Source organism: Burkholderia sp. 22088 (assembly GCF_052045915.1).
GTDB classification, from domain to species: Bacteria; Pseudomonadota; Gammaproteobacteria; order Burkholderiales; family Burkholderiaceae; genus Burkholderia; species Burkholderia cepacia.
Genome location: NZ_JBQEPY010000018.1, coordinates 1 through 24,248 on the forward strand (window position 1 = coordinate 1; position 24,248 = coordinate 24,248).

Sequence of the window (24,248 nt, forward strand, 5' to 3'; positions counted from 1 at the left end):
GCGGGCGGCAATCCGTCGGTGAACGGGTCGAGCGGCTTCGGCATCGCCCGGCACCGGCGCGCGCGCCGCGTCGACCACCTGCCCGGTCGGCAGCGTGTCGAGCCCGCCGAGCGTGAAGTGCGGATAGAACGCGTAGTCGATCCGGCAATCGAGCGCGACGAACGGCGGCTCGATCAGCGGCTGCAGCCATTTCTCGGCCTTGTGGAACAGCGGATCGGCGCCTTCGGCAGCATGGCGGTTGTAGACGTCGACAGTCGCCGTCAGCGTGCCGGCCGGCATCTCCAGGTCGCGTTCGACTTCCTCCCACGTTTCGCCGGCCGCCGCGATGCCGATCCGCGCAATCGCGGGCGGCTCGCGGTACGTCGCCTGGTCGACGAGCAGGTAGATGCGGTCGCCGGCCTGGTGGAACGCGTGATGGCCCGTGCGGCCGTGATAACCGTCCTCGTTGATGAAGCGCTGGCCGCGCGCGTTCACGAAGATTCCCCGGATCAGCGATTCGGGCGCGTAGAACGGCAGGCTGACGAAGCCCTGGTCCATGTGGATCGCCGCGCCGCCCGCGCTCTGGCCGAGCAGGATGCCCGAGCCGTCGTCGCCGGGGCTGCCGATCGGTTCATCCGAGCGCAGGAACTGCGGCGCATGCCGGCGCACCATGTCGCGATTCATCGCGAAACCGCCCGCGCACAGGATCACCGCGCGACGCGCACGCACGCATGCCGTCTCGCCATACGCGCGCAGCACGACGCCGCGCACCGCGCCGTCGTCGTCGACGATCAAGGCGAGCGCGCGCGTGTCGTAACGCGTCGCGACGCCGAGCGCCGCCACGCGTTCGGCCAGCACCCGCATCAGCATCTGCCCGCCGCCCCAGCCCGGCCATTGCGGCGTGTGCCCGCGCGGGCACGGCTTCGCGGCCTCGCTGAACGGCCAGGCTTCCTCGCTGCCCGACCAGATCAGGCAATCGTCGGTCTCCGGTTCGACGATCCGCTCGGCAATGAACATGTTCTTGTACGTGAGGCCCTGCGCGACGAGCCAGTCGTGGTGCGCCAGGCTTTCGTTCGCGTAGAGCCGCACCTTCGCCTCGTCGGCGTCGCGCCCGCCGGCCAGCATCAGGTAGCGGTACAGATCCTCGGTGTCGTCGGTAAAACCGGCCTGCCGCTGTGCAGGCGTGCCGCCGCTGCCGCCGAGGTAGATCTCGCCGCCCGACAGCGCGCTCGTGCCGCCGTAGCTCGATGCGCGCTCGACGATCAGCGTGTCGGCACCGGCACGCGCGGCTTCGATCGCCGCACAGGCGCCGGCCGCGCCGAAGCCGACGATCACGACATCGTGTTCGGCATCCCAGCGATGCACGTCGCGAATGTTCAGGGGGTGAGTCAGGGAATAGTCGGATGACATGAGGAATGGGTCAACGTGTAGGAAACCTGAGGAAAGCGATGGAAAGCGGCGGATGCGGCGAGGGCCGGACAGGCGGCCCGTTGCCGATGTCGCCGCGATGCCGGGACGGGCATGCGACGGTGCGTGTGCGCGACACACGCGTCCCGCGCCCGGTTGAAGCCGCGATGCGCGTCAAACGGATCGGCCCGCGCGATGATTCCGACGTGGTCGCGGCGAAGGGCATTGGTACGCCATCGCGCCGCCACGGCTTCCGGCCTGCGCGGCGCGCAGCCGCGCCGACGTCACATGCCGCGCAGCGCGGCGAAACCGAAGTGCGACGGATCGATCGGCACGCAGCCGGCCGGCAGCCCGTTCGCGTCGACCGAGCGGCATTGCAGGATGCCGGCCGCATACGGCGGCGACGGAACCTGATCGGCGCCGTATCGCGCCATCGCCATGGCAGCGAACGTGCCCATCGCCAGTACGCACAGCTTGCGAGTCGTCAGTCTCATGATCGTCGTCCCCTCCGGTTGTCCGCTCGTGCGGTTCGTGTCCGGCGTGCATCGCATGCGGCACCGGATGACTGCACGGTAGCCAGCGCCCGGCCGCCGGCCATCGTCCATTTCGACTAGGGGCAAACGCTGAGCGGCGGGCGCACGGCGTGTCGCATCGCAGCATCGTGCGCAATGGCTTCGCACACGCGGAGGAGACGCGGCGCGTTGCGCGCCCGTCGCGGCCGGCCGCGCCAATCGTCAGACGCCTGTCGCACGCCGGTCGCTGCGCCGCAACAACCTTGCGCGATCGTGCGGCACGCGGCGCCCGGCCCCGGTGTTTTCCCCGACCCTCGCCCTGCTCCGTATGGATGATGAGTCGCCATCGGTCCGATGCGAACCTTCGCCTCGACGTCGCAATGCCGCCGCGTCCGCACTCGCGGCGCGGCCGACTCTTTCCGTTCTTCCACGGGAGCACTGCATGACCGATTCGAATCCCAGCCACGCGCTGTACGAACTGGCGTGCCGCTACGCGCAAGCCGTCGACCGGCGCGACTGGCCGCGACTCACCGCCCTCTTCACGCCCGATGCGCAGCTCGCCGGCCCCGGCTTCCGCTTCTACGACCGCGACGCGATCGTGACGGGCATGCGCGTGATCGAGCACTACGAAGCGACCCAGCATCACGTGCACAACCAGCTCGTGACGCTCGACGGCGGCGAGGCCGACGTCGAGACCTATGGCGTCGCCTGCCACGTCTACGTGCGCGACGGCGTGAAGCGCAAGCTCGACTGGGGGCTGCGCTATCGCGACCGCTGCGTGTTCGACGGCGGCACGTGGCGTTTCGCCGCGCGCACGCTGCACGTCGACTGGTCGCAAGACCTGCCGCTGGAGGGCTGAACGATGCGCACCGCTGCTCCTCTCGACGGCCGCACCGCACTCGTCACGGGCGGCGCCGGCGGCATCGGCGCGGCCTGCGCGCACGCGCTCGTCGCCGACGGCGCGGCCGTCGTGCTGATGGGCCGCCGCCGCGACGCGCTCGAACGCACGCAACGGCAACTGACCGACGCGGTGCCCGGCAGCCGCGTCGCGATCCATGCGGGCGACGCCTGCGACGAAGGCGACCTGCAGGCCGCGCTCGACTGCGCGTGGGCGCTCGACCATCGCCTCGACATCGTCGTGCCGACGGTTGGCGGTGCGAGTTTCCGGCCGCTGCTGCTGCACGACGCCGACACCTTCCGCGCCGAAATCGACCTGAACCTGCACAGCGCATTCGCCGCGATCCGTCACGCCGCGCCGCGGCTCGCCGACAGCGGCGGCGGCGCGATCGTCTGCATCTCGTCGACGGCCGCGCAGATCAATTTCCGCTGGCTGTCCGCGTACTGCACCGCGAAGGCTGCGCTAGAAGCACTCGTGCGCGGCGCGGCCGAGGAACTGGCCGGCGCGAAGATCCGCGTGAACGCGGTGCGCCCGGGCCTCACGCGCTCCGAAGCGACGGCGCCGATGTTCGACAACCGCGCGCTCGTCGATAGTTTTCTCGAGCAGATCCCGCTCGGCACGCTCGGCGAACCGGAAGCGATCGCGCATGCGGTGCGCTATCTCGCGGGCCCCGAGTCGGGCTGGGTGACCGGCCAGAGTTTCGCGGTCGACGGCGGCCACGAACTGCGCACCAACCCGCGCGTCGACGACACGATCGCGCAGATCTACGGCACGGCCGCGCTCGACGCGATCAGGGCCGGCCGCGCACCGGGCGCCGCATGAGCGCCCGCCCTCTTTCAACGTCAAGGGAATACGACCGACCATGAATCGAGTCGCAAACAAGGTCGCGCTGGTCACCGGTGCGGCAAGCGGCGTCGGCCGCGCGGATGCGCTGCTGCTCGCCGCCGAAGGCGCGCGTGTCGTGCTGACCGACATCGACGAGGACGCAGGCCGCGCGCTCGCACGCGAGATCGGCGACGCCGCACTGTTCGTCCGCCACGACATCGCCGACGAGGACGGCTGGCGACAGGCGATCGCATCGACGCTCGACCGCTTCGGCCGCCTCGACGTGCTCGTCAACAACGCGGCGATCTGCCCGGTCGGCTCGATCGAGGACACGAGCCTCGACACCTGGCGCCGCGTGATGCGCACCAACGCCGACGGCTATTTCCTCGGCTGCAAATATGCGATCGGCGCGATGAAGGGCAACGACACGCCGGGCTCGATCGTGATGATGTCGTCGGTCGCCGCGCTCGGCGGGCTGCCGATGATGTGCGCATACACCGGGTCGAAAGGCGCGGTGACGGCGCTCGCGCGCAGCGTCGCCGTGCATTGCAAGCGCAGCGGTTACCGCATCCGCTGCAACTCGATCCATCCGGACGGGATCTGGACGCCGATGACGCAGGCGCTGATGCCCGATCTCGATCCGGCCGCGCTCGGCATCGGCAGCGATCCGATGGCACGCATGTGCGACCCGCGGGACGTCGCGAATCTCGTGCTGTTCCTCGCGTCCGACGAATCGCGTTTCGTGAACGGTGCGGAGCTGCGGATCGACAACGCGCAACTGGTGTCGTCGCTGTGACGCGACGCGCTGCCCTCCCGTTCAAAGGAGTTCATCGATGATTTCATTCAACGGCAAGACCGTGCTGGTCACCGGCGGCGGCGCGGGCATCGGCCGTGCGTGTGCGGAAGCGTTCGGCGCGGCCGGCGCGCGCGTCGCGGTCGCCGAGATCGACCCGGCCCGCGCGCAGGACGTGCGCCAGGCGCTCGAGGCGGCGGGTGTCGACGCGCTCGTCGGCACCGTGGACGTCACGCGCCGCGACCAGGTCGATGCGTTCGCACGAACCGTCGACGCGCGCTTCGGCGGCCTCGACGTGCTCGTCAACAATGTGGGCGACTTCCTGCAGATCGCGAAACCGTTCGACGACTGCACCGACGACGACATCGCGCGGCTGTTCGACGCGAACCTGCGCCAGGTGTTCGTCGTCACGCGCGCGATGCTGCCGTTGCTGCGCAAGCGCGGCGCGGGCGGCAGCATCGTCGGCGTGTCGTCGATCGAAGGCTTTCGCGCCATTCCGAACTGCACCGTGTACGCGTCGTTCAAGGCCGCGCTGACCGGCTTCACGAAAAGCCTCGCGCTCGAACTCGGGCCGGCCGGCATTCGCGTGAACCAGATCGCCCCCGAAACCACCGAGACGCCGCAGGTGCCCGTCAGCGCGATGGTCGCGGCCGAGCATCGCGGGCACATCCCGCGCTGGATCCCGCTCGGGCGCTTCGGCGCGGCCGGCGATATCGCGGGTGCCGCGCTGTTCCTGGCGAGCCCGCTCGCCGCGTGGGTCACCGGCACGACGCTGCATGTCGACGGCGGCGCGCTCGCGGCGGCCGGCTGGTATCGCGACCCGAACGGCTTCTGGACCAACATGCCCGTCGTCACGGGCAACGGCTTGAATTTCTGAGCGGCACCGCCCGCCTGTTCATTTCACGCGGCACGACAGCGCCGCTACCGGAGACACCATGAAGATCCTGATCGTCGGCGGCACCGGCCTCATCGGCGGCCATGCCGCGCTGCACCTGCACGCGCAGGGCAACCCCGTCACGCTCGCCGCACGCAAGCCCCCCGCCCCCGGCAGCGCGCTCGCGCAGTTCGACGTATTGCTGCGCGACTACGTGGCCGGCAACTTCACGCGCGACGATCTCGCGCCGTTCGACGCGGTGGTGTTCGCGGCCGGCAACGACATCCGCCACCTGCCGCCCGGCACCGACGAAGCCGCGCACTGGGAGCGCGCGAACGTCGACGCGGTGCCGCGCTTCTTCGCGCTCGCGCGCGACGCGGGCGTGAAGCGCGCGGTGCTGGTCGGCAGCTTCTATCCGCAGGTCGCGCCGGCGCTCGTCGACACGGTGCCGTACGTGCGCTCGCGCCATCTCGCCGACGAACGTGTCCGCGCGCTCGCGACGCAGTCGTTCGCCGTATGCAGCGTCAACGCGCCGTTCGTCGTCGGATCGGTGCCGGGGCTGCGCAACGAGATGTTCGCTGCCTACACGGGCTATGCGCAAGGCCAGTTCGCGGGGCTGCCCGTGTTCGGGCCGGCCGGCGGCAGCAACTTCATCTCGACGCAATCGCTGTCGGAAGCGATCTGGGGCGCGCTGCAGCGCGGCGAAGCAGGCAAGGCCTACCTCGTCGGCGACGAGAACCTCAGCTTCGCCGACTACTTCGCGGCCTTCTTCCGCGCGGCGGGCAATCCGCGGGACGTCCCGTCGCTCGACCAGGAGCATCCGCTGTTGCCCGACATCGCGATCTACACGGGGCGCGGCAACGTCGTGTCGTACGAACCCGATCCCGCCGACAGCGCGCTGCTGCGCTACCGGCGCGGCGATGTGCAGCGTGCGGTCGATGAAGTCGTTGCGCATTGCCGCGCGCAGTAGGCAAACGGCGCGTGTGCGGCGCGAATGCAAAAACGTCCCGCCGCCGGCAACAAATGCCGGCGGCGGGACGTCGGAACGACAACGTCGATGCGGGCCGTCAGGCGCCGATACGCTGCTCGATCTTCTTCATCGTGTCGGTCATTTCGGCCGGCAGGCGCAGCTTCAGCATGTCGAACAGCGCCGCATGCAGTTTCAGTTCCTCACGCCATTCGTCGGCGTTCATCGACGTCACCGCGTCGAACTGCTCGCGCGTGAAATCGAGGCCGTCCCAGTGCAGGTCCTCGTATGCCGGCGACACGCCGAACGCATGCTCACCGCCGCCCCCCGTGCCTTCGAGACGGTCGAGCATCCACTTCAGCACGCGCATGTTCTCGCCGAAGCCCGGCCACACGAACTTGCCGTTCGCATCCTTGCGGAACCAGTTCACGCAGTAGATCTTCGGCAGTTTCGCGCCGGCGCCTTCGAGCTGCTTGCCGAGCTTCAGCCAGTGCGCGAAATAATCGCTGACGTTGTAGCCACAGAACGGCAGCATCGCGAACGGATCGCGGCGCACGATGCCCTGCTGGCCGACCGCCGCGGCGGTCGTCTCCGAGCCCATCGTCGCGGCCATGTACACGCCTTCGACCCAGTCGCGCGCCTCGGTCACGAGCGGCACGGTCGTCGAACGGCGGCCGCCGAAGATGAACGCGTCGATCGGCACGCCGGCCGGGTTCTCCCAGTCGTCGTCAATTGACGGACACTGCGCGGCCGGCGCCGTGAAGCGCGAATTCGGGTGCGCCGCCTTGCGGCCCGTCTCCTTGCCGATCTCCGGCGTCCACGGGTTGCCCTGCCAGTCGGTCAGCTTCGCGGGCGGCGTGTCGGTCAGCCCTTCCCACCACACGTCGCCGTCTTCCGTCAGCGCGACGTTCGTGAAGATCACGTTTTCCGTGAGCGTCGAGATTGCGTTCGGGTTGGTCTTCACGCCCGTGCCCGGCGCGACACCGAAGAAGCCGGCTTCCGGGTTGATCGCATACAGTCGGCCGTCGCGGCCCGGCTTCAGCCACGCGATGTCGTCGCCGATCGTCGTGACCTTCCAGCCATCGAAACCCTGCGGCGGAATCAGCATCGCGAAGTTCGTCTTGCCGCATGCGGACGGGAATGCGGCCGCAACGTGATACTTCTTACCGGCCGGCGACGTCACGCCGAGGATCAGCATGTGTTCGGCGAGCCATCCCTGGTCGCGCCCCATCGTCGATGCGATACGCAGCGCGAAACACTTCTTGCCGAGCAGCGCGTTGCCGCCGTAGCCCGAACCGAAACTCCAGATCTCGCGCGTCTCGGGAAAGTGCACGATGTACTTGACCGGGTTGCACGGCCACGGAACGTCCTGCTGGCCGGCTTCGAGCGGATGCCCGACGCTGTGCACGCACGGCACGAAATCGCCGTCCTCGCCCAGCACGTCGTACACCTCGCGGCCCATGCGCGTCATGATCCGCATGTTCACGGCGACGTACGGGCTGTCGGACAGCTCGACGCCGACGTGCGCGATCGGCGAGCCGAGCGGGCCCATCGAGAACGGCACGACGTACAGCGTGCGGCCGCGCATCGAGCCGCGGAACAGGCCGTTGAGCGTCTCGCGCATTTCGGCGGGCGCGATCCAGTTGTTGGTCGGGCCGACGTCGTCGCGCGATGCCGCGCAGATGAACGTGCGATCCTCGACGCGCGCGACGTCCGACGGATCGGATTGCGCGAGATACGAGTTCGGGCGCTTCGCCGGGTTCAGCCGCTTGAGCGTGCCCTGATCGACCATCTCCTGGCACAGCGCGTCGTATTCTTCCTGCGAACCGTCACACCACACGACACGCTCGGGCTCCGTGAGCGCCGCGATGCGCGCCACCCAGTCGATCAGCTTGCGATGTTTGACGAAAGCCGGCGGAGCGATCAGCGGGCCGTGTGTCGCTTCGGCCAGATTGTTTTGCGACATGAGGGTGTCTCCAGATTATTGGGCGAGGATGGGGGATGCGGGGCGAGCCCGCGAGATGGGGATGCGATTGGAGCGCAGAGTGCGGCGGCGCGCAGGACGGGACACGCGAGCGGAGCGCGTGTCGATGCCGCGATGCGTGCGAGAGAAGGTGACGTCTCGTTAGAAGGTGCGAACGCGAGTTTCGCCATGCAAGCAACCTGCCGTACAACTCCATGGCGACCAGCATACCATCGCCGTTATTTGGCAAACGTTGCGTTGCAACAAGAAACAACCATGTCGGCGATCCGGCACGCCAGTTGCCTGTGAATTATTTTTACAACGCCATTGCGCGCGTTTCGGGGGACGAAACGGCCAGGACGGCCGTCCAACAAGGGTTTCGCGGAAGCGGCAAATCCGGCCCGCCGCGCCCGCGTTTAGCCAGCGAGCGCGCGGGCCGTGCGAATTCACGTTTTCGCTAGTCAGGCAAACCCTGAATTAGGTTGCGTACACAAACATCCGACGAGAACGTGCGGCAGGCCCACCCGCTCAAAACGGCGCGCCCGGCAATCCGGGGTAATACGCGCCTGCCGCCATCCCGCCGTCGACGGCCAGTTCGGCGCCGTTGCAGTACGACGCTTCGTCGCTCGCGAGGAACAGCGTCGCGCGCGCGATTTCGTCGGGCAGGCCGACGCGTTGCAGCGGCACGTTCGCATAGTGCTTGTTGATTTCCTCGAGCGGCGCGCCGGTCGGGTTCGACATCGCGGTGTTCACGCCGCCCGGATGAATCGAATTCACGCGCACGCCCTGATGGCCGAGTTCGAGCGCCGCGACCTTCGTCAGCCCGCGTACGCCCCACTTGCTCGACACGTACGCGGCCAGTGCGTTCACGCCGCGCAGCCCGTCCACCGACGAGATGTTGACGATCGACCCGCGCTTCTGCGCGATCATGCGCGGCGCGATCGTCCGGATCCCGACGAACGTGCCGACGAGGTTGATCGAGACCGCACGCTCGAAATCGCGTTTCGACAGCTCGGTGATGCCGCCGAACGTCAGCACGGCCGCATTGTTGACCAGCACGTCGATACGGCCGAACTGCTCGACCGTCGCTTCGGTCACGCGCACCCAGCTCGCTTCGTCGGCGACGTCGAGCCGCATGAAGCGCGCCGCGTCGCCGAGCTCGCGCGCGAGCGCTTCGCCCTCCGCATCGAGCACGTCGCCGATCACGACGCGCGCGCCCTCCGCGACGAACAGCCGGCACGTCGCCGCGCCCATGCCACGCGCACCGCCCGTGACGATCGCTACCTTTCCGTCCAGTCGACCCATGTCGTCCTCTCTTCGATTCCGGTTTGCCGGCCGCCGCGCGCAAACGTGCACGCACTTGCCGGATCATGATCGGCACGCGGCCGGTGCCGCGCGCCTCCGCCGTCAGCCGCCGCCGTCAGCCCCAGTACGCCTGCCCGCCGTCGAGCGGCAGCGTCGCGCCCGTCAGATACGCAGCGTCGCGGCTCGCCAGAAACACGATCGCGCGGCCGATGTCCTGCTCGCAGTCGCCTACGCGGCCGAGCGGAATCGTGCGGAAAAACGCGGCGGCTTCCTGCGGGTTCGCATCGACCCAGCCTTTCAGGCCCGGCGACAACGCGTGCGGCGCGACCGCATTCACGCGGATCCCGTCCACGCCCCACTCGCAGGCAGCCGCGCGCGTCAGCGCACGAATCGCCTCCTTGGTCGCCGCGTACGCGCCGTAGCCGGACGCATCCCAGCGCACCGCGGCCGACGAAGCGAAATTGACGATCACGCCGTCGCCCTTCAGGTGCGGATGGCACGCGCGCATCATGCGCAGCGTCGCGATCGGCCCCGACTCGAGCCCCGCGAGGAAATCCGCATCGGTTACGTCGAGCAGGCGGCCGAGCGGCACGACCTGCGCGTTGTTGATCAGGATCTGCACGCCGCCGAAGCGCGCAACGACGCTGTCGACGCACGCCACGATCTGCGCGGCGTCCATCACGTCGCACACGAACGGCTCGGCCACGCCGCCACGCACGCGAATCGCCTCGCAGGTCGTGAGCAGCTTGTCGCGGGTACGACCGACTACCGCGACGTGCGCGCCTTCCGCCGCGAGCGCCTGCGCGACGCCCTGGCCAACGCCCTGCCCCGCGCCCGTCACGAGCGCGACCTTGCCTTTCAGGATGCCCATGTGCGCTCCTCAGGCGACGATCGCCGGATGGGCCTGCACGGGCCCGCCGAGCAGTTCGCGATACGACGGCGGCTGCTTGCCGTCGAGATCGGCGATGCCGTACCGCAACGCGGCTTCCGCGCCGACGAGCACCTGCCCCGACCACGCCATGCGCTGCGGATCGCCATGGATCGCGTGAATCACGCGGCCCGTGAATTCCGGGCTTTCCGCGACGAGCGAGAATTCCTTGTACAGATCCGGGTGTTCTTCCCACACGCGCGTCGTGCGCTCGGTGCGCAGCGGGCCCATCCAGATCGACACGGCCGCGACGTCGAACGGCTTCAGGTCGACGGCCATGTCCTTCGCGAACTTGTCGACACCGGATTTCTGCGCGCCGTAGGCCGCCCCGTGCATGTAACAGCTCGCGCCGAACGACGACGTGAACGCAATCAGCCCGCTGCGACGCTTCACCATCAGCGCCGCCGCGTGCCAGCTCGCGACATAGGCCGAGCGCAGCCCGACATCGAGGATGTTGACGAGGTCGAGCGACTTCTCCCAGAACGGGCCCGGCAGGATCAGTTGATCGTGCAGGTAGGTCGCGTTGTTGACGAGAATGTCGAGCCGCCCGCTTTCACGTTCGACGCGCTCGAACAGCGCCTTCACCTGCGCGTCGTCCGCGTGGTCGCACGCCACCGCGATCCCGCGGCCGCCGAGCGCATCGATCTCGCGTGCGGTCTCGTGGATCGTGCCGGGCAGCGGTGCGTCGCCTTCGTTCTGCGAGCGGCCCGTGACGTAGACGGTCATGCCGGCGGCGCCGAGCGCGCGCGCGATGCCCTTGCCCGCGCCGCGCGATGCGCCCGTCACGACGGCGACCGGCGCATCGTGGTTCTGTGTCATGTTCGATGTCTCCTGTGGAATGTGCGTCATGTGCAAGGCGCTGGCGTGCGTCAGGCGGCCGGCGGCTGCGCACCGGCGAACAGCACGCCCGGCGCATCGCCTTCGTAACGGGCCGACAGCGTCGAGGTGACGACGCAGCGCGTGCCCGCGATCTTCCATTCGCCGTCGACCTTCCGGTATTCGTCGTCGTAGTACGCGCCGAGCTGCGTGAGCGTTCGCGCGTTCGTGTCGATCATCTGGTAGTGCAGGCCCCACGTGCCGCGCGCATGCACGTCGTCGAGCACGTCGATCTCGGGATTCACGCCGTGATGCATCTCGACGATGTGCGGATGGCAGCCGAGTTGCACGAATACGTCGACGAGCGCGTCGCGCGTGTCGAACGTGCCGATGCGGCCGTAGTCGATGTGCACGTGTCCGGGCGCGAAGCAGTCGCGCATCCCTTGCGGATCCTTGCGGTCGCAGCACGTGAAGTAGCGCGCCTTCAGCCGGCGGATCGCGTCGGCATCCTCGAGCCGGCGCACACGCGCTTCCAGCGATTCGATGAGGGTCATCCTGTCTCCTTGTTCGGTGCCGGCGCGGTTCGATGGCCGCGTCGATGCCACGTTACCGCCGCGCGACGCGTCGGCCATCACCCGTTCGGATGAAACCGGCGATTCGTCCGCGCAGCGCCCGCCGCATGCGGACGGCGCGTTCGTCCAAACAGACGATGTGATGCAGGCGGCTTCGTTCCTACCATCGAACGACACCACCACGAGACCCGGCGATGGACGACACGACCCGCACGCTCCACGAGTACGAGCAGATCCGACAGTTGAAGTACCGGTATTTCCGCGCGGTCGACACGCACGACTGGGCGCTGCTCGCGGATTGCCTGACCGAAGACTGCGAGGCCCGCCTGTATGGCGGCCGCTACGTGTACGAGGGCCGCGACGCATTCGTGTCGAGCCTGCGCGAGCTGATCGGCAAACCGACCTTCCTGACGATGCATCACGGCCATCACCCCGAGCTCACGCTGGTCTCGGCCGATCATGCGTGCGGCGTGTGGTTTCTCGAGGATCACGCGATCAATCTCGAGGACAACTACCTGCTGCACGGCACTGCGTTCTACGACGACCAGTACGTGAAACGCGACGGCGCGTGGCGCATTCACGCGACGCGCCACGAGCGCCTGTTCGAAACCGTCACGTCCCCGATTCCGCCGTCGTTCACGCTGACCGCGAACCGGTTCGCGCCGGACGCCCACCCGTCGGCCGGATCGCCCGAAACCGCTTCCTGAACCCCGGCGGCAACGCCGCCGATCCCGTCATTCCCCTCTGGAGCCGGAGCAATGGAGAAAGTCATTTACGTGTTGTGGCGCGACGCGCAGGCTGCGCCCGATCAGTGGAGCCGCACCGTGCGCGCGCCACTCGCCGACAGGCTGCTGTCGCTCGGTGCGCACGGCGTGCAGGTGAACGTCGCGGATGCGGACGTCGCGCCGGCCGCCGGCCTGAAGCAGACCAACACGCACCCGGGCATCGACGGGATCGTCGCGGTGTGGGTCGATAGCGCAAACGCGATGTTCCGCCAGCCGTTCGACGACGCGGTGCGTGCAATCGTCCCGCACATGGCTGCGTATCTCGTCACCGAGTCGCAACCGATTCCGAATACGCGCTTTCCGGCACGGCCGGGCGAGCGCACCACGGGCTTCTCGCAGCTCGCGTTCCTGAAGCGGCCGCCGCGTCTCACGCACGAAGCATGGCTCGACGTGTGGCACGGGCATCACACGCGCGTCGCGATCGATACGCAGGACAATTTCCTGTACGTGCAGAACGTTGTCGTGCGCGCGCTCACGCATGCGGCGCCCGGTTACGACGCGATCGTCGAGGAATGCTTTCCCGCCGCGGCGATGACCGATCCGCATGCGTTTTTCGATGCGGTGGGCGATGACGAAAAATTCCAGCGCAATGTGGCCGAGATGATGGACAGCTGTGGACGCTTCATCGACTTCGACAAGATCGATGTGCTACCGACGAGCCAGTATGTGGTGAAGGCGGTGCGGGGGTGAGTTCGGGGGGAGCGTGGGGGGGGGCGATCCATTTCAGTGAAATTCGGTGTGGTGTCCCTTTGCGGGCCGGCGGCATGCAATTGCGTGGCACCGGCCTACTTCGATCCCAAATGTCCAATGTCTATACCCGCGTTATGCGATCGCCCTGAAGCGTCAGAGATGGATACGGTTCCAATCGATACGATATCGATTACATGCCAGCCCCGTTATCCTGAACCGGGGATGATCGGCCAAGGCGCTTCGTCACCCGTGCGAATGCCCGCCGACAACGTTTCGCTTCGCGGCTTACCCTTGTTATCAGGTCGTCCTGAGAACAATCGAGACGTGCGATCCAGACAGCACGCATATCGCATCGCCATTCCTCTAGACAAAGCCTGAATCGTTTCCTATTCTCCCTCTCAACATCGGCATTTTTTGCTCGCTCCGGCCTTAACAATCAGTCAAATTTCGGACGACATTTCGTCCTGAAGAAAACCAAAAAAGAAGGGGGAAGTCAAAAATGGCGAAGAAACTTGCTGCCTGGCTCATTTTTGTTTCGAGCGTCCCCTTCGTTCTTTCGTCCTGCACTTCCGTTTATTCAGTCAAACGTCCGGACGACTCCTCACCGATTTACGGCATCCCCTATTCCCTTCCGCAGAAAATATATATCGTCTCGGCCAAGTACACGATCACTCAGTGTGAACTACTGAAAAATGGATCACTCCATATCCAGGTAAACAAACAAATCACCATCACGTCCGAGACACAGCCCGATCCCTCGGAGCGTTACTACATTCCCTATTCATCGCTCAGAAATTTCTTCAAAGATACTGATCTGACGGTAGAGAATTTCGACAATTCGACGCTGAAGTCGATAAATGCCACGATCGCGGACAAGACCGGCCCCACAATCACAGCTTTGGTTGGAACCGCGCTACGGGTCGCATCGCTGGCCGGCGGTGTGACGCTGACCAACGCCGGGGCGCCCCCGACCACCCAGGACATGTGCAAGGCCGACGTGCTCAAGGCTTTGAACGCGCAAGCCAAATCGCAAGCTCAAGGCTCTGGAAAAACCAAGGGTGCCGCGAAACCCGCAACTGCCAGTGCCACCGATACTGCTTCCGCAACGCAGGCAGCCAGCGCGCCGGACAGCAATTCCCCCACGACCTTCAGCACGGTGTTCGTGTGGCGGCCTCAACTGAGCGATACGCCTGATCCTAAACATCCCGAAATTTCCGGGCACTTCTACCCCAGGCGAATCCTGGATAGATGGCTTACCCCACGCGGTTATAAGGCACTGAATAATAGAGACCAGAATGAGGACACGATCGAGATTCCGGCCGGACAGGATGACGTGATCGTCAAATCACTGCGGACCGAACTTCGCATCGACCCGGTCGTGGTGCAGAAAAAAGTGAACATCGATAGCGCGTCCACCCAAGGAATCATCCTTCGCGAGCCTGCCTACGGCCTCCTGCAAGCATGCGACGAGGCCTGCCCCAATCCCATGCCCGGTGGTTCCGAATCGTCCGGGTACAGCACCCACGGTGTATTTCACGTGAGCGAAGAAACGGTGCCTCAACTCGGCTCCTATGTGATCCTCCCGCTCCGAAACAGAATGTTCGAGACTCAAACCGCGACGATCGCACTGTCGTCGGATGGCGCCATCAACAAGCTTGGACTGAAGTCGAACGCTACCTTACCGGATGCTGCCAGCACCGCCAACACCGATCTCGATGCGCTCCAGAAGGCGCGTGATGCTCGCGCGAAAGCCCGCACGGATGCAGCCGCCGCCGAGGCGAACGCGGCGCAGGATGCTGCCAAGAAGGTCACCAATGACAACAAGGCCATCTCCGAGTGCCTGAGCGCGCAAAAGGCTGTCCGCGATGCAAACGGAACCGTCGTGGGGAAATGTCAATGATGGCGGAAAGCGCGTCGCGTCCCAGAAGATTGACAACAGCGGCAACGCTGCTCGCGGCCGTATCGCTGAACGCGCACGGTCAGGCCGCGGATGAGAATGCGCGGGTGACGCACGCCGTCATACCGCTTGTCGCAGGAGCACTCGGCAAACCTGATGCAGCGGGCGCGGCACTGCCCGCATCTGCCGTACTGCCCGCTCCCGTGATGAATACGTTGACTGCGTTTCTTCGGACACGAGTCAACGTCGAGCAGATCGCGAACGGCACCATACCACGCGATGTCAAACTCGACTTCGATGATGAAGTCAAAACCCGAGCCGCACTGCTGACGTTGGCGAACGCTGCGGGTAATTGCGGCACGCTCCTGGCCTCTTCACGATCGACGTTGGCCCTTGCAGCGGCAAGCGTCGAGGTAGATCCGGATCTCAAGCGTCGCATGGCGCAGCAGTACAGCATTCCGGCGCTGGCCGCCCTTCACCTCGGGGGGCCGGACATTCAGGTGATTTGCCCGAACACCGGCAAAGACCCGAAGTATGTCCCGCCACTTGTCGGCAAACACGATATACATCCAGCCAACAGCCACGTGGCAACGCCTTACGAGTTTTCGGGCTTCGATGACGTCGTGGCGATCAGCCTGGACGGAAAATACCAATGCTCGGGAACGTTGGCGACCCGCAACTGGATCATTACCGCAGCGCATTGCGTAACGGATGAGGCCAACAATCAGAAGCTTGCGCCCGATCGCCTCCGGTTCTACAAGTACGGCGAGACCGGGAAGGACGGGTTCTCCACGACGGCGCTGGACGGTTCGACGGTCTCTATCAAGGGACGAAAGGCGCGCGGCATCACACAGATCTTCGTCAGTCCACGTTGGGCCGCCACGCCGGCGAAAGCTACACCCGATGCGGTCGCGGACCAGGCGATTCTGGCGGTCGATTATGACGGAGCGCCGACTGAACACATCGTGTCGCTGACTCGAAATTCACCCCCGGTCAACACACCGATTTCGATCATAGGTTATGGATTCACCGGTTCGATCAACGATGTTCCCGGCGACAATCCTCAGTTGGGATGGAATTCCTTGTCGGAGTCGACACGGAATCCGGGCAGCGGCGGATGGATATATCTACAGCCAGCGGGCGTCGGCACCAATTGCATTGGAGATTCAGGAGGCGCAATATTCTCCGGGCATCTCAATGGCGCTCAGAACGAGACGCATGAACTCGTCGCCATCGTGAGCCGGATGGTCTATGCCGGTGCGTTCGACGGACCTGCGCAGCAAGGTAGCGCCGCGAATTGCGTCGGTCAGGCAAGCATCAACTCTCTCATTACGGAGGAATCGAGACAGTTTCTATGCGACGCGGCACACAATGACATTCATGGATGTTGATGCCAGTATTTCGTCGGGAAATGTTCAGAGGCACTTGCTGATATTCGCGTTGCCGCCCGGCAGCGACGAGCGAACCGGATTCGACCACGACTAGCCCCGACTCGCCGTCGCCGCATGCACGAACGCCGAAATTGCCGCCACCACGCCATCCGCCAGCGGCAGATCCGGGTTCGAATAAGCGGCGAGGTTTTCCTGCAGCGCCGACGTGCGAACCGTCTTGAGCACATGATTGGCGTCGGCGATCAGCGCCATTTCCGCCTGTGGATTGGCCTGCTTCAGAAGTTCCGCGTCCTGTACGGCGACCTGGATATCCCGCGCCCCCTGCACGATGAGCACGGGCTTCATGTAACCGGCCAGCAGCGCTGCCGGATCGAGGGTCAACTCGCTCATCAGGAAGCGCTGGACTTGCGGCCTGAACAACGGCATGAGTGCCGGGTCGATCCTCGCTGCGTCTACCCGTTCACCTGCCTCCAGGGATTCGAGGATCGACATTGCATTGACAAGAATCGGCGCATTTGCCGGGTTCGATTGCAGTTGTTGCCTCAACACGGGCCCTAGCGGGCGCCCTGCCGTCGATACCAGGATCAGGCCGTCGATGTCGTCCATTTGCCGGGCAGCCGACAACGCCACCCATCCGCCCTCGCTATGCCCCAACAGCCACACCCGGGAAGCTCGCGTCCGAGCGCGAATGGCGGCGACCCACGAACGGACGTCGGCCGCGTACTCGTCGATCGTGACGTCATCGGCATCCGGTATCGCCGACGCGCTGCCGTACATGCCGCGCTTGTCGATTCGAACCGACGCGATTCCTTCATCGCGCAATCCTTCCGCGAGCAATCGGTAGGTCGACGGCTGAATCCCGTTCGGCGCGTTACCGTTCCTGTCGGTCGGGCCCGAGCCCGGCACGATCAACACCACCGGGGCATCGCCGGAACCCGGGGACAAAAGCGTGCCTTTCAACGGGCCGGCCGGGCCCGGTGCTTCGATTTCCGTCTGCATGGTTTGTAAAGGATCTCTCGAATGAAGGGCGAAAGCCATTGTGATGCTCGCGAACATCGCCGTCGCCATCGGCCCTGGCCGCGCATGAAACCCTCGACGTCTTCCTGGGATGGCCACGACGTCCTGGCAACACCGCGATCAATTGCCAGCGACGGAAGCGGCTCGTTCAAGCCGTCGTACCTGGCCGACACCTGTCCGATGCAATTGACCGAGGCCGCCCCGCTCTTGCCCGTCAGTCACCCGTGAACCGGCGCGGCTGATACGTATTCCCGTTCCAGGTAAAACGCGCGGACTTGCCCGCCCCGGCCTTTCCCTTGGGACGCACAAGGAGGTCGTAGTGCCCGTTCGTCATGTGAGGACTGAACGACAGCACGTAATGCGTCTCCGTCGTATTTTCCGCATCACAGGAATCCCGCCGGGCATCGCCCGGCTTCCCGCGTTTTCCGTCGTTCTTCTCCTCACATTCCGCAGCCCCGTCCTTGTCATAGGTCGACCAGTCGGTTAGCGCGGAGAAGACGGGCGTCACGCGACCATCGCGATAACGGTACAGGCTCAGTATCCCGGTCGAATCGCTATGCGCGGTCGACGTGTAGTTATTGCCGAAGAGCACGCCAAAGGCAGTTTCCTGCGCGCTGATCCGGTAGGGAATGACGTCCATGGCCAGGAAGGCACTCCATAACATCGGTGACGTATCGACGCGCTCGCTCCGATCGCTCGCGAGCAGGCGGAACCCTTGCCCGTCGCGGGTCAGCACACCTGTCCACAACTCCGCGTCGACGGTCTCGGTCGGGCGCTGGACCAATGCGGCCACGACCCAAAGCGGCCCGGAAGCCGACGGCCCATGCGCCCATGGTGACAGCGCGACACCCTTGACACTGTCTGCCGGGGCCGGGTCCGTGCCCATCAGGGTACGCAACGCAGCTTGTTGCTGCTCGTCGTCGGTCACGTTGCTCGACGCAAACGCGCAGTGCGCAACCAGCGCCAGGACGAGCGTCAGCACCGTTTGGATGCAAAAGTCGAGTTTCCTGCTTCTTCGGGCGCGTGAGTCTCGCCGCCCAAAGGATGAATCATCTCCGCGCGCTTCCTGCATGCCGATCGACATTGCCCGTGTTCTCCTCGTAGATCCTGTTTCCAGCCATTTTCAAGCAAGTTTCGTCGCGTCAACGTCTCTGCGCGTGGCTCGACGGGCTTCGACCGCTCGAGCCGATGCCGGAGACGTCGAACCGCATCGCAGCGATTCAATTCATGGCGCCCTGGCCAAAGCCAGAACGGCCATCACCGCATCGTCCTCGATCCCCTTGATATCCGACGGGAACCGGTTTCTTTGCGGTATCAACACGATGAGCCCCTCGATCTGCGCGGTAACCAGCGCGGCTCGCCTCGCGAGCGCAGCTTGCGACAGCGCCGGGTTCACGGCCTCGATGAATCCGGCGATCACGCGCCGTTGAAACCCGTATCCCTCTTCGAGCATTTTCCGCGCGAACTCCTGAGTCTGCGCCAGTGCCCAGAAGTTCACGAACAGGCTTTGCGTCCGGGGCTGCTTGCCGTCCTCGAGCAACAACCTGACCACTTTAGGCGGCCCTCGGCTGTCAGCGACGTGTCCGCGCTGACACTGTCGTACGTATTGGCGTAGGCTTCCATCGTCGCGGAAAATCGGTTTCATCGACGACGAACGCATCATCTACTCGGGTGGATGTTTCGGTCACGGCGTCGCCCTGACGCACCTCAACGGCCGGACGATCGCAGACATGCTGAGCGGGAAGCAAACGGCCTTGACGGACTTCTGGATCGTGAACCGCAAATCGATGTCGATGAAAAGCGACACGCTGTCGTTCCTGTTCGGCAGGGCGGCGCGTCAAGCGCTGAAGACCTGGGACCGATGGGAGGAGCGAGGATTGACGAAGTAACGGCGGGGGATCGCGCGTTCCCGTCCTGGCCGGCGGCATGACGCTGGCGCCGGAACCCCGTCGCGATTCCTGTCGCCCGAAATCCTCATTCTTCAACGGGCCGCGCGCCGGAAATTCCCCGACCCTCATCAACATTGCGCAACGCAACTGTTTGTCGATCCCCTTCCCACCCGTAGCGCCCTCCACGCCTCGCCCACACGCATCTTTGCCACGCCCATGACAAAACGTCTATAATTGGACAATCCATCGACTGGCACGCTGAAGCATTCGCCCCCTGGCGCGCCTCGATTCCCCGGCCCTGCCTGCCCGGAGCGACATGAGCGACTACCCCGTTTTCGACACGCTTTGCGATCTGCTGAACACGTCCGGCGCACGATTCCGCGTGCTGGAACATCCGGCCGAAGGAAAATGCGACGCGATCGCCGCGCTGCGCGGCACACGCCCCGAACAGGGCGCGAAGGCAATGCTGTGCACGTTCAAGGACGGCGGCGACGCCGCTGCGCTCGCGGTGATTCCGGGCCACCTGAAGATCGATTTCCGCAAGGTCGCCGATGCGGTCGGCCGTCGCAAGGCGACACTCGCACCGCCCGATCTCGCGGCCGCCGTCACGCGCTGCGTGATGGGCGCCGTGCCGCCGTTCGTGTTCGACGCCGGCGTGACGCTCGTCGTCGATCCCGCACTGGTCGAACACAACACCGAGATTGCATTCAACGCGGGCCGCCTCGACCGCTCCGTCGTACTCGACGCGGCCGACTACGTGCGGATCGCGCAGCCGCTGCTCGCCGACATCACGCGGCCGCAAGCGCCGGACGGCGAGTAACCCGCCCGCAGCCCGCAGCCCGCAGCCCGCCGCCCGCCGCCGGTCGCCCGTTTCCCGACGCCGTCGCATCGATCCGAACCCCGAAAGCGAAACCACCATGACCACCACCCGGAACAAGGCGCCGTCCGAGCAGGCATCGCTGATCGAACAGGTGCAGCGCATTGCCGAAGGGCTCGGCGCGATGTTCGCGCCGTTCACCGAAGTCGTGGTTCACGACCTGCGCACGCCGAAGCACGCGATTCTCGCGATCCACAACAACCTGTCGGGACGCGCAGTCGGCGATCCCGCGACCGAGCTCGGCCTCGCCCGCATCGCGGACGACGATTTCCCGCAAGTGCTCGCGAACTACCCGAACCGCTTCGCCGACGGCCGCACCGCGAAAAGCACGTCGATCGGCATCAAGGATTCGACCGGCCGCTACGTGGCCGCGCTGTGCCTGAACGCCGACACCACGCTGTTCCGCGGCTTCCAGGGCATGCTGAACCAGTTCTGCAGCACGGACGGCGAAGCCGTCGCCGAAACGCTCGACCCGGCCGGCGCGGACGCGATCCGGCAACGCATCGACGCATTCGCGATGCGCCTCGCGACGACGCCGCGCGAACTGAAGACCGACCAGCGCCGCGAGCTGATGCAGGCGCTGAAGGCCGACGGTTTCCTCGAAGTGCGCCGCGCGATGGAAATCGTGTCGCAGCATCTCGGCGTCTCGCGCGCGACCGTCTACAACGATGCGAAATGATTCCGGATTCCGGCGCGCCGTGCGCGCGGCGTCCCTGTTGACTGACCTTTCCGACCCCAAACGACCATGAACGCTCCGACTCTCCCCACGTACGACGACGTTGCCGCCGCCGCGGCCCGGCTCGAAGGCCATGCGCACCGCACGCCGGTGATGACGTCGCGGACGATCGACGAAGCGCTCGGCGCGCAGGTGTTCTTCAAGTGCGAGAACCTGCAGCGCATGGGCGCGTTCAAGTTCCGCGGCGCGTTCAACGCGCTGTCGCGCTTCGACGCGGAGCAGCGCCGCAACGGCGTCGTCGCGTTCTCGTCCGGCAACCATGCGCAGGCGATCGCGCTGTCGGCGCGCATCCTCGGCATTCCCGCGACGATCGTGATGCCGCAGGACGCGCCGGCCGCGAAGATCGCCGCGACGCGCGGCTACGGCGGCAAGGTCGTGACCTACGACCGCTACACCGAGGATCGCGAGCAGATCGGGCGCGATCTCGCGGCGCGGCACGGGCTCACGCTGATCCCGCCCTACGACCACCCGGACGTGATCGCCGGCCAGGGCACGGCGGCCAAGGAACTGTTCGACGAAGTCGGCCCGCTCGACGCGGTATTCACGCCGCTCGGCGGCGGCGGGTTGCTGTCGGGCACCGCGCTCGCCACGCGCGCGCTGTCGCCGCACGCGACGCTGTACGGCGTCGAGCCGGAAGCCGGCAACGACGGCCAGCAATCGTTCCGCTCCGGCGCGATCGTGCATATCGACACGCCGCGCACGATCGCCGACGGCGCGCAGACGCAGCACCTCGGCAACCTGACGTTCCCGATCATCCGCCGCGACGTCGACGACATCCTCACCGCGACGGACGCGGAACTGGTCGACTGCATGCGTTTCTTCGCCACGCGTATGAAGATTGTGGTCGAGCCGACCGGCTGCCTGTCGTTCGCCGCCGTGCGACGGATGAAGGACGCACTGCAGGGCAAGCGCGTCGGCGTGGTGATCAGCGGCGGCAACGTCGATCTCGAGAACTTCTGCACGCTGGTGTCGGCGTCGGCCTGACCATCGCGGCGCGCATGACCATTCCGTCCTCCGCGCCGCATCCCGCCGCATCACGCCTTCACGCCGCGTTAAGTTTCGCGCCCTAGACTGATTACGTTGTCCCGCAATCCGTCGCGCAGTCAGTCGTGAAGGAGCCACCATGAAAACGCACGCGATCGTCGCCGCCGCCCTGACGGCCGCTTCCCTTTCGGCGTTCGCTCAACCGGGCGTCACGTCATCCGGTTTTCCCGCCGCGTCGCCGCACGACGCCGTCGCGCAAGCGACGCACCGCTCGCCCGCCGCGTTGCCGCACGCCGGCTTCGTGCTCGCGAAGATCGACCAGAACAATACGCCCCCTGATCGCGGCGGCGACCCGAGCGGCCGCACGCATTCCGGCACGCACATGTGACGGCCCGCGCCGGGCGCCGCTGCCGCCCGGCCCTCAGAACGACGGCAACGACGGATCGCGCGCGGCCAGGATGTCGTCGGTGCGTCGCTGCAGCGCGCCATCGATCGTCTCCGGTTGCGGAATCAGCCAGTAGCGCCCGGCACGGATGCCGTCGAACACCCGCTCGGCGAACGCGTCGGGCGTGAGCCCGTGCGCGTTCAGCATCGAGCGCATCGTGTCGACGAAGCCGCGCACTTCGGGCCGGTCGTGCACCGCGCCGAACGGGTCGTTGAAGATGCCCGATTGCACGGGGCCAGGCGCAAGCAATGACACGCCGACCGGCGCACCGAGCATCTTCAGTTCTCCGTACAGCGATTCGGTCAGCGCGACCACCGCGAATTTCGTCGCCGAATAAGGCGACATCAGCGGGCTCGGCAGGAACCCGCCCACCGACGCGGTATTCACGATGCGCGCCGGCACATTGCGTTCGAGCATCCGCGGCACGAAGCTGCGGATCCCGTTCAGCACGCCGTGCACGTTGATCGCGAAGCTGCGCTCGAAGCGCTCCGGCGTGATTTCCCAGCTGAAGCCGGTCGCCATCACGCCCGCGTTGTTGAACAGCAGGTCGACGCCGCCGAAGCGCTGCCACGCGGCTTCCGCCAGCGCATCGACGGCTTCCGGCCGGCTGACGTCGGTCGGCACGCACAGCACGTCGGTGTCGAGCGTCGCGGCGAATGCGTCGAGCTTCGCCGGGTCGAGATCGGCCAGCACGACGCGCATGCCGAGCCCGGCAGCATGGCGTACAAGCCCGCTGCCGATGCCGCTGGCCGCGCCGGTGATCACGGCGGTGCCGCCGTCGAAGCGAATCGGGTTCGTCATGTCGATCAGAGTCCTGTGGGGTCGATGTGGGGATGCGCGTACGCGGGAATCACCGGCGGCGGCAGCACCGTGCGGCCGTCGAGCGAATGCACCTCGAGCTGCTGCGCGAGCGGGAAATGCAGGCTGTGCGTGACGAGGCCGGTGCGTTCGCGCGCCGGCAGGCTGCACAGCGCGAGCGCGGTTTCCGCGAGATACGCGACATCCTCGGTCGGATAGCCTTCGGGGATGTAGCGCGCGGCGCCCGGCGTGCGGATCGCCGTGCTCGGCGCGACGAGATTCACCGCGATGCCGTCGGCTTCGAGTTCGGCCGCGAGCCCCTGCGTGAAGCGCGACAGCGCCGCCTTCGCCGCCGCGTAGACGGTCGCGCCGCCCGCACGCGAGAAATCGTCGAACGGGCGCAGCGGCGGCAGCGCCGTCACCGAGCCGACGTTCACGATTCAGCCGGCGCCGCGCGCACGCATCAGCGGGATCGCGGCCTGCGCCAGCGCGAACGGAATCCGCAGATAGTGTTCGATCGTCGTGTCGAACATCGTCATCGGCATCGCGTCGACGCACGCATAGTCGGCCACGCCCGCGTTGTTGACGAGGATGTCGAGGCCGCCGGCCGCCTGCGCCGCGCGCCCGACGAGCGCGTCGCGCTCGGCCGCGTTCGACAGGTCGGCCGCGAGCGCGATCGCGCGACCGCCCGCCTGCTCGATCAGCGCGACCGTTTCGGCGAGCGTGCCGGCGGTCGTGGCCGATCGCGCGAGGCTGCGCGCCGTCACGACGACGGTCGCGCCTTCGGATGCCAGGCGCTGTGCGATCGCACGGCCAATGCCGCGGCTTGCACCGGTCACGAGCGCGCACTTGCCGGCCAGTACGCCGGTTCGGGTATCGGTCATCGTTGTCTCCTGTGAT

The 24,248-nt window shown here is 66.3% G+C and carries 25 protein-coding genes and 1 pseudogene; 14 read left to right on the forward strand and 12 right to left on the reverse strand.

From position 1 onward, the window contains the following. Positions 1–1,389, reverse strand: a 1,389-nt coding sequence (locus ACTJLD_RS29795; protein WP_440660334.1) for an FAD-dependent oxidoreductase, incomplete at its 3' end; no start/stop codon positions are given. A gap of 281 nt (positions 1,390–1,670) precedes the next feature. Next, positions 1,671–1,880: a hypothetical protein gene (locus ACTJLD_RS29800; protein ID WP_027791660.1), complete on the reverse strand. Its 210-nt coding sequence runs from the start codon at positions 1,878–1,880 to the stop codon at positions 1,671–1,673. Between the two features lie 460 nt (positions 1,881–2,340). Here ACTJLD_RS29800 and ACTJLD_RS29805 point away from each other — a divergent pair, with 460 nt between their 5' ends. From ACTJLD_RS29805 to ACTJLD_RS29825, 5 genes are read left to right on the forward strand one after another with little or no spacing between them, the layout of a single operon-like run. Further along, on the forward strand, positions 2,341–2,757 hold the full coding sequence (locus tag ACTJLD_RS29805; protein WP_440660335.1) for a nuclear transport factor 2 family protein: 417 nt from the start codon (positions 2,341–2,343) through the stop codon (positions 2,755–2,757). Positions 2,758–2,760: 3 nt separating this feature from the next. Continuing rightward, positions 2,761–3,618, forward strand: a complete 858-nt coding sequence (locus tag ACTJLD_RS29810; RefSeq protein WP_124532045.1) for an SDR family NAD(P)-dependent oxidoreductase — start codon at positions 2,761–2,763, stop codon at positions 3,616–3,618. A 40-nt stretch (positions 3,619–3,658) separates the two neighbouring features. Continuing rightward, positions 3,659–4,417 carry an SDR family oxidoreductase gene (locus tag ACTJLD_RS29815; RefSeq protein ID WP_027791663.1) on the forward strand — a complete coding sequence of 253 codons (759 nt, stop codon included), beginning with the start codon at positions 3,659–3,661 and terminating at the stop codon, positions 4,415–4,417. A 37-nt stretch (positions 4,418–4,454) separates the two neighbouring features. Then, positions 4,455–5,291 (forward strand): SDR family NAD(P)-dependent oxidoreductase, encoded by an 837-nt coding sequence (locus ACTJLD_RS29820; RefSeq protein WP_226186008.1) that lies wholly within the window; start codon positions 4,455–4,457, stop codon positions 5,289–5,291. A 58-nt stretch (positions 5,292–5,349) separates the two neighbouring features. Next, on the forward strand, positions 5,350–6,258 hold the full coding sequence (locus tag ACTJLD_RS29825) for an NAD-dependent epimerase/dehydratase family protein (protein ID WP_060319411.1): 909 nt from the start codon (positions 5,350–5,352) through the stop codon (positions 6,256–6,258). A 97-nt stretch (positions 6,259–6,355) separates the two neighbouring features. On the opposite strand, the gene ACTJLD_RS29830 is transcribed toward ACTJLD_RS29825, so the two are convergent. From ACTJLD_RS29830 to ACTJLD_RS29850, 5 genes are all read right to left on the reverse strand, one after another. Further along, a complete protein-coding gene (locus ACTJLD_RS29830) occupies positions 6,356–8,221 on the reverse strand; it encodes a phosphoenolpyruvate carboxykinase (GTP) (protein WP_060170779.1) in 1,866 nt (621 codons plus the stop codon). 525 nt (positions 8,222–8,746) lie between these two features. Continuing rightward, positions 8,747–9,523: a glucose 1-dehydrogenase gene (locus ACTJLD_RS29835; RefSeq protein ID WP_440660336.1), complete on the reverse strand. Its 777-nt coding sequence runs from the start codon at positions 9,521–9,523 to the stop codon at positions 8,747–8,749. 115 nt (positions 9,524–9,638) lie between these two features. Continuing rightward, complete coding sequence (locus ACTJLD_RS29840) at positions 9,639–10,394, reverse strand: SDR family NAD(P)-dependent oxidoreductase (RefSeq protein ID WP_440660337.1); 756 nt, start codon at positions 10,392–10,394, stop codon at positions 9,639–9,641. Between the two features lie 9 nt (positions 10,395–10,403). After that, entirely contained in the window at positions 10,404–11,270 is an 867-nt protein-coding gene (locus tag ACTJLD_RS29845) for an SDR family NAD(P)-dependent oxidoreductase (RefSeq protein ID WP_119337380.1), read from the reverse strand. Between the two features lie 50 nt (positions 11,271–11,320). Further along, positions 11,321–11,821 (reverse strand): nuclear transport factor 2 family protein, encoded by a 501-nt coding sequence (locus ACTJLD_RS29850; RefSeq protein WP_027791670.1) that lies wholly within the window; start codon positions 11,819–11,821, stop codon positions 11,321–11,323. Between the two features lie 212 nt (positions 11,822–12,033). Between ACTJLD_RS29850 and ACTJLD_RS29855 the strand changes: the two genes are divergently transcribed. The 4 genes from ACTJLD_RS29855 (at position 12,034) to ACTJLD_RS29870 (ending at position 16,602) form a co-directional block, all read left to right on the forward strand. Continuing rightward, complete coding sequence (locus ACTJLD_RS29855) at positions 12,034–12,546, forward strand: nuclear transport factor 2 family protein (RefSeq protein WP_124532033.1); 513 nt, start codon at positions 12,034–12,036, stop codon at positions 12,544–12,546. A gap of 51 nt (positions 12,547–12,597) precedes the next feature. Beyond that, positions 12,598–13,314 carry an EthD domain-containing protein gene (locus ACTJLD_RS29860; protein ID WP_322072352.1) on the forward strand — a complete coding sequence of 239 codons (717 nt, stop codon included), beginning with the start codon at positions 12,598–12,600 and terminating at the stop codon, positions 13,312–13,314. A 499-nt stretch (positions 13,315–13,813) separates the two neighbouring features. Continuing rightward, positions 13,814–15,214: a hypothetical protein gene (locus ACTJLD_RS29865; protein WP_175863245.1), complete on the forward strand. Its 1,401-nt coding sequence runs from the start codon at positions 13,814–13,816 to the stop codon at positions 15,212–15,214. Further along, positions 15,211–16,602: a trypsin-like serine protease gene (locus ACTJLD_RS29870; protein WP_440660338.1), complete on the forward strand. Its 1,392-nt coding sequence runs from the start codon at positions 15,211–15,213 to the stop codon at positions 16,600–16,602. Before ACTJLD_RS29865 ends, ACTJLD_RS29870 begins: the two co-directional genes overlap by 4 nt. A 90-nt stretch (positions 16,603–16,692) precedes the next feature. On the opposite strand, the gene ACTJLD_RS29875 is transcribed toward ACTJLD_RS29870, so the two are convergent. From ACTJLD_RS29875 to ACTJLD_RS29885, 3 genes are all read right to left on the reverse strand, one after another. After that, a complete protein-coding gene (locus tag ACTJLD_RS29875; RefSeq protein WP_440660339.1) occupies positions 16,693–17,658 on the reverse strand; it encodes an alpha/beta hydrolase in 966 nt (321 codons plus the stop codon). 175 nt (positions 17,659–17,833) lie between these two features. Then, positions 17,834–18,703 carry a hypothetical protein gene (locus tag ACTJLD_RS29880; protein ID WP_371141208.1) on the reverse strand — a complete coding sequence of 290 codons (870 nt, stop codon included), beginning with the start codon at positions 18,701–18,703 and terminating at the stop codon, positions 17,834–17,836. A 141-nt stretch (positions 18,704–18,844) separates the two neighbouring features. Then, a complete protein-coding gene (locus ACTJLD_RS29885; protein WP_440660340.1) occupies positions 18,845–19,162 on the reverse strand; it encodes a TetR family transcriptional regulator C-terminal domain-containing protein in 318 nt (105 codons plus the stop codon). A 187-nt stretch (positions 19,163–19,349) separates the two neighbouring features. Here ACTJLD_RS29885 and ACTJLD_RS29890 point away from each other — a divergent pair, with 187 nt between their 5' ends. The 5 genes from ACTJLD_RS29890 (at position 19,350) to ACTJLD_RS29910 (ending at position 22,493) form a co-directional block, all read left to right on the forward strand. Continuing rightward, positions 19,350–19,508: a hypothetical protein gene (locus tag ACTJLD_RS29890; protein ID WP_196494411.1), complete on the forward strand. Its 159-nt coding sequence runs from the start codon at positions 19,350–19,352 to the stop codon at positions 19,506–19,508. Positions 19,509–19,824: 316 nt separating this feature from the next. Continuing rightward, entirely contained in the window at positions 19,825–20,328 is a 504-nt protein-coding gene (locus ACTJLD_RS29895) for a YbaK/prolyl-tRNA synthetase associated domain-containing protein (protein ID WP_440660341.1), read from the forward strand. A 97-nt stretch (positions 20,329–20,425) separates the two neighbouring features. Then, positions 20,426–21,064, forward strand: a complete 639-nt coding sequence (locus tag ACTJLD_RS29900; protein ID WP_021162168.1) for a helix-turn-helix transcriptional regulator — start codon at positions 20,426–20,428, stop codon at positions 21,062–21,064. A gap of 66 nt (positions 21,065–21,130) precedes the next feature. Continuing rightward, positions 21,131–22,105, forward strand: coding sequence for a threo-3-hydroxy-L-aspartate ammonia-lyase (locus ACTJLD_RS29905; RefSeq protein ID WP_027791681.1), 975 nt, complete (start codon positions 21,131–21,133; stop codon positions 22,103–22,105). Positions 22,106–22,244: 139 nt separating this feature from the next. After that, entirely contained in the window at positions 22,245–22,493 is a 249-nt protein-coding gene (locus ACTJLD_RS29910) for a hypothetical protein (RefSeq protein WP_440660342.1), read from the forward strand. A gap of 33 nt (positions 22,494–22,526) precedes the next feature. On the opposite strand, the gene ACTJLD_RS29915 is transcribed toward ACTJLD_RS29910, so the two are convergent. Both ACTJLD_RS29915 and ACTJLD_RS29920 read right to left on the reverse strand, forming a co-directional pair. Then, the gene (locus ACTJLD_RS29915) at positions 22,527–23,351 is read right to left on the reverse strand and encodes an SDR family NAD(P)-dependent oxidoreductase (protein ID WP_440660343.1); all 825 of its coding nucleotides are present in this window, start codon (positions 23,349–23,351) and stop codon (positions 22,527–22,529) included. 5 nt (positions 23,352–23,356) lie between these two features. Next, positions 23,357–24,232: pseudogene (locus ACTJLD_RS29920) on the reverse strand (SDR family NAD(P)-dependent oxidoreductase). Between the last annotated feature and the right edge of the window lie 16 nt (positions 24,233–24,248).

Coding starts and splice junctions, on each gene's coding strand:
- ACTJLD_RS29835 (WP_440660336.1), bottom strand. CDS start 9,523: ATGGGTCGACTGGACGGAAAGGTAGCGATCGTCACGGGCGGTGCGCGT.
- ACTJLD_RS29905 (WP_027791681.1), top strand. CDS start 21,131: ATGAACGCTCCGACTCTCCCCACGTACGACGACGTTGCCGCCGCCGCG.
- ACTJLD_RS29850 (WP_027791670.1), bottom strand. CDS start 11,821: ATGACCCTCATCGAATCGCTGGAAGCGCGTGTGCGCCGGCTCGAGGAT.
- ACTJLD_RS29820 (WP_226186008.1), top strand. CDS start 4,455: ATGATTTCATTCAACGGCAAGACCGTGCTGGTCACCGGCGGCGGCGCG.
- ACTJLD_RS29825 (WP_060319411.1), top strand. CDS start 5,350: ATGAAGATCCTGATCGTCGGCGGCACCGGCCTCATCGGCGGCCATGCC.
- ACTJLD_RS29895 (WP_440660341.1), top strand. CDS start 19,825: ATGAGCGACTACCCCGTTTTCGACACGCTTTGCGATCTGCTGAACACG.
- ACTJLD_RS29870 (WP_440660338.1), top strand. CDS start 15,211: ATGATGGCGGAAAGCGCGTCGCGTCCCAGAAGATTGACAACAGCGGCA.
- ACTJLD_RS29890 (WP_196494411.1), top strand. CDS start 19,350: ATGCTGAGCGGGAAGCAAACGGCCTTGACGGACTTCTGGATCGTGAAC.
- ACTJLD_RS29805 (WP_440660335.1), top strand. CDS start 2,341: ATGACCGATTCGAATCCCAGCCACGCGCTGTACGAACTGGCGTGCCGC.
- ACTJLD_RS29900 (WP_021162168.1), top strand. CDS start 20,426: ATGACCACCACCCGGAACAAGGCGCCGTCCGAGCAGGCATCGCTGATC.
- ACTJLD_RS29840 (WP_440660337.1), bottom strand. CDS start 10,394: ATGGGCATCCTGAAAGGCAAGGTCGCGCTCGTGACGGGCGCGGGGCAG.
- ACTJLD_RS29915 (WP_440660343.1), bottom strand. CDS start 23,351: ATGACGAACCCGATTCGCTTCGACGGCGGCACCGCCGTGATCACCGGC.
- ACTJLD_RS29910 (WP_440660342.1), top strand. CDS start 22,245: ATGAAAACGCACGCGATCGTCGCCGCCGCCCTGACGGCCGCTTCCCTT.
- ACTJLD_RS29865 (WP_175863245.1), top strand. CDS start 13,814: ATGGCGAAGAAACTTGCTGCCTGGCTCATTTTTGTTTCGAGCGTCCCC.
- ACTJLD_RS29830 (WP_060170779.1), bottom strand. CDS start 8,221: ATGTCGCAAAACAATCTGGCCGAAGCGACACACGGCCCGCTGATCGCT.
- ACTJLD_RS29880 (WP_371141208.1), bottom strand. CDS start 18,703: ATGTCGATCGGCATGCAGGAAGCGCGCGGAGATGATTCATCCTTTGGG.
- ACTJLD_RS29810 (WP_124532045.1), top strand. CDS start 2,761: ATGCGCACCGCTGCTCCTCTCGACGGCCGCACCGCACTCGTCACGGGC.
- ACTJLD_RS29815 (WP_027791663.1), top strand. CDS start 3,659: ATGAATCGAGTCGCAAACAAGGTCGCGCTGGTCACCGGTGCGGCAAGC.
- ACTJLD_RS29875 (WP_440660339.1), bottom strand. CDS start 17,658: ATGTTCGCGAGCATCACAATGGCTTTCGCCCTTCATTCGAGAGATCCT.
- ACTJLD_RS29860 (WP_322072352.1), top strand. CDS start 12,598: ATGGAGAAAGTCATTTACGTGTTGTGGCGCGACGCGCAGGCTGCGCCC.
- ACTJLD_RS29845 (WP_119337380.1), bottom strand. CDS start 11,270: ATGACACAGAACCACGATGCGCCGGTCGCCGTCGTGACGGGCGCATCG.
- ACTJLD_RS29855 (WP_124532033.1), top strand. CDS start 12,034: ATGGACGACACGACCCGCACGCTCCACGAGTACGAGCAGATCCGACAG.
- ACTJLD_RS29800 (WP_027791660.1), bottom strand. CDS start 1,880: ATGAGACTGACGACTCGCAAGCTGTGCGTACTGGCGATGGGCACGTTC.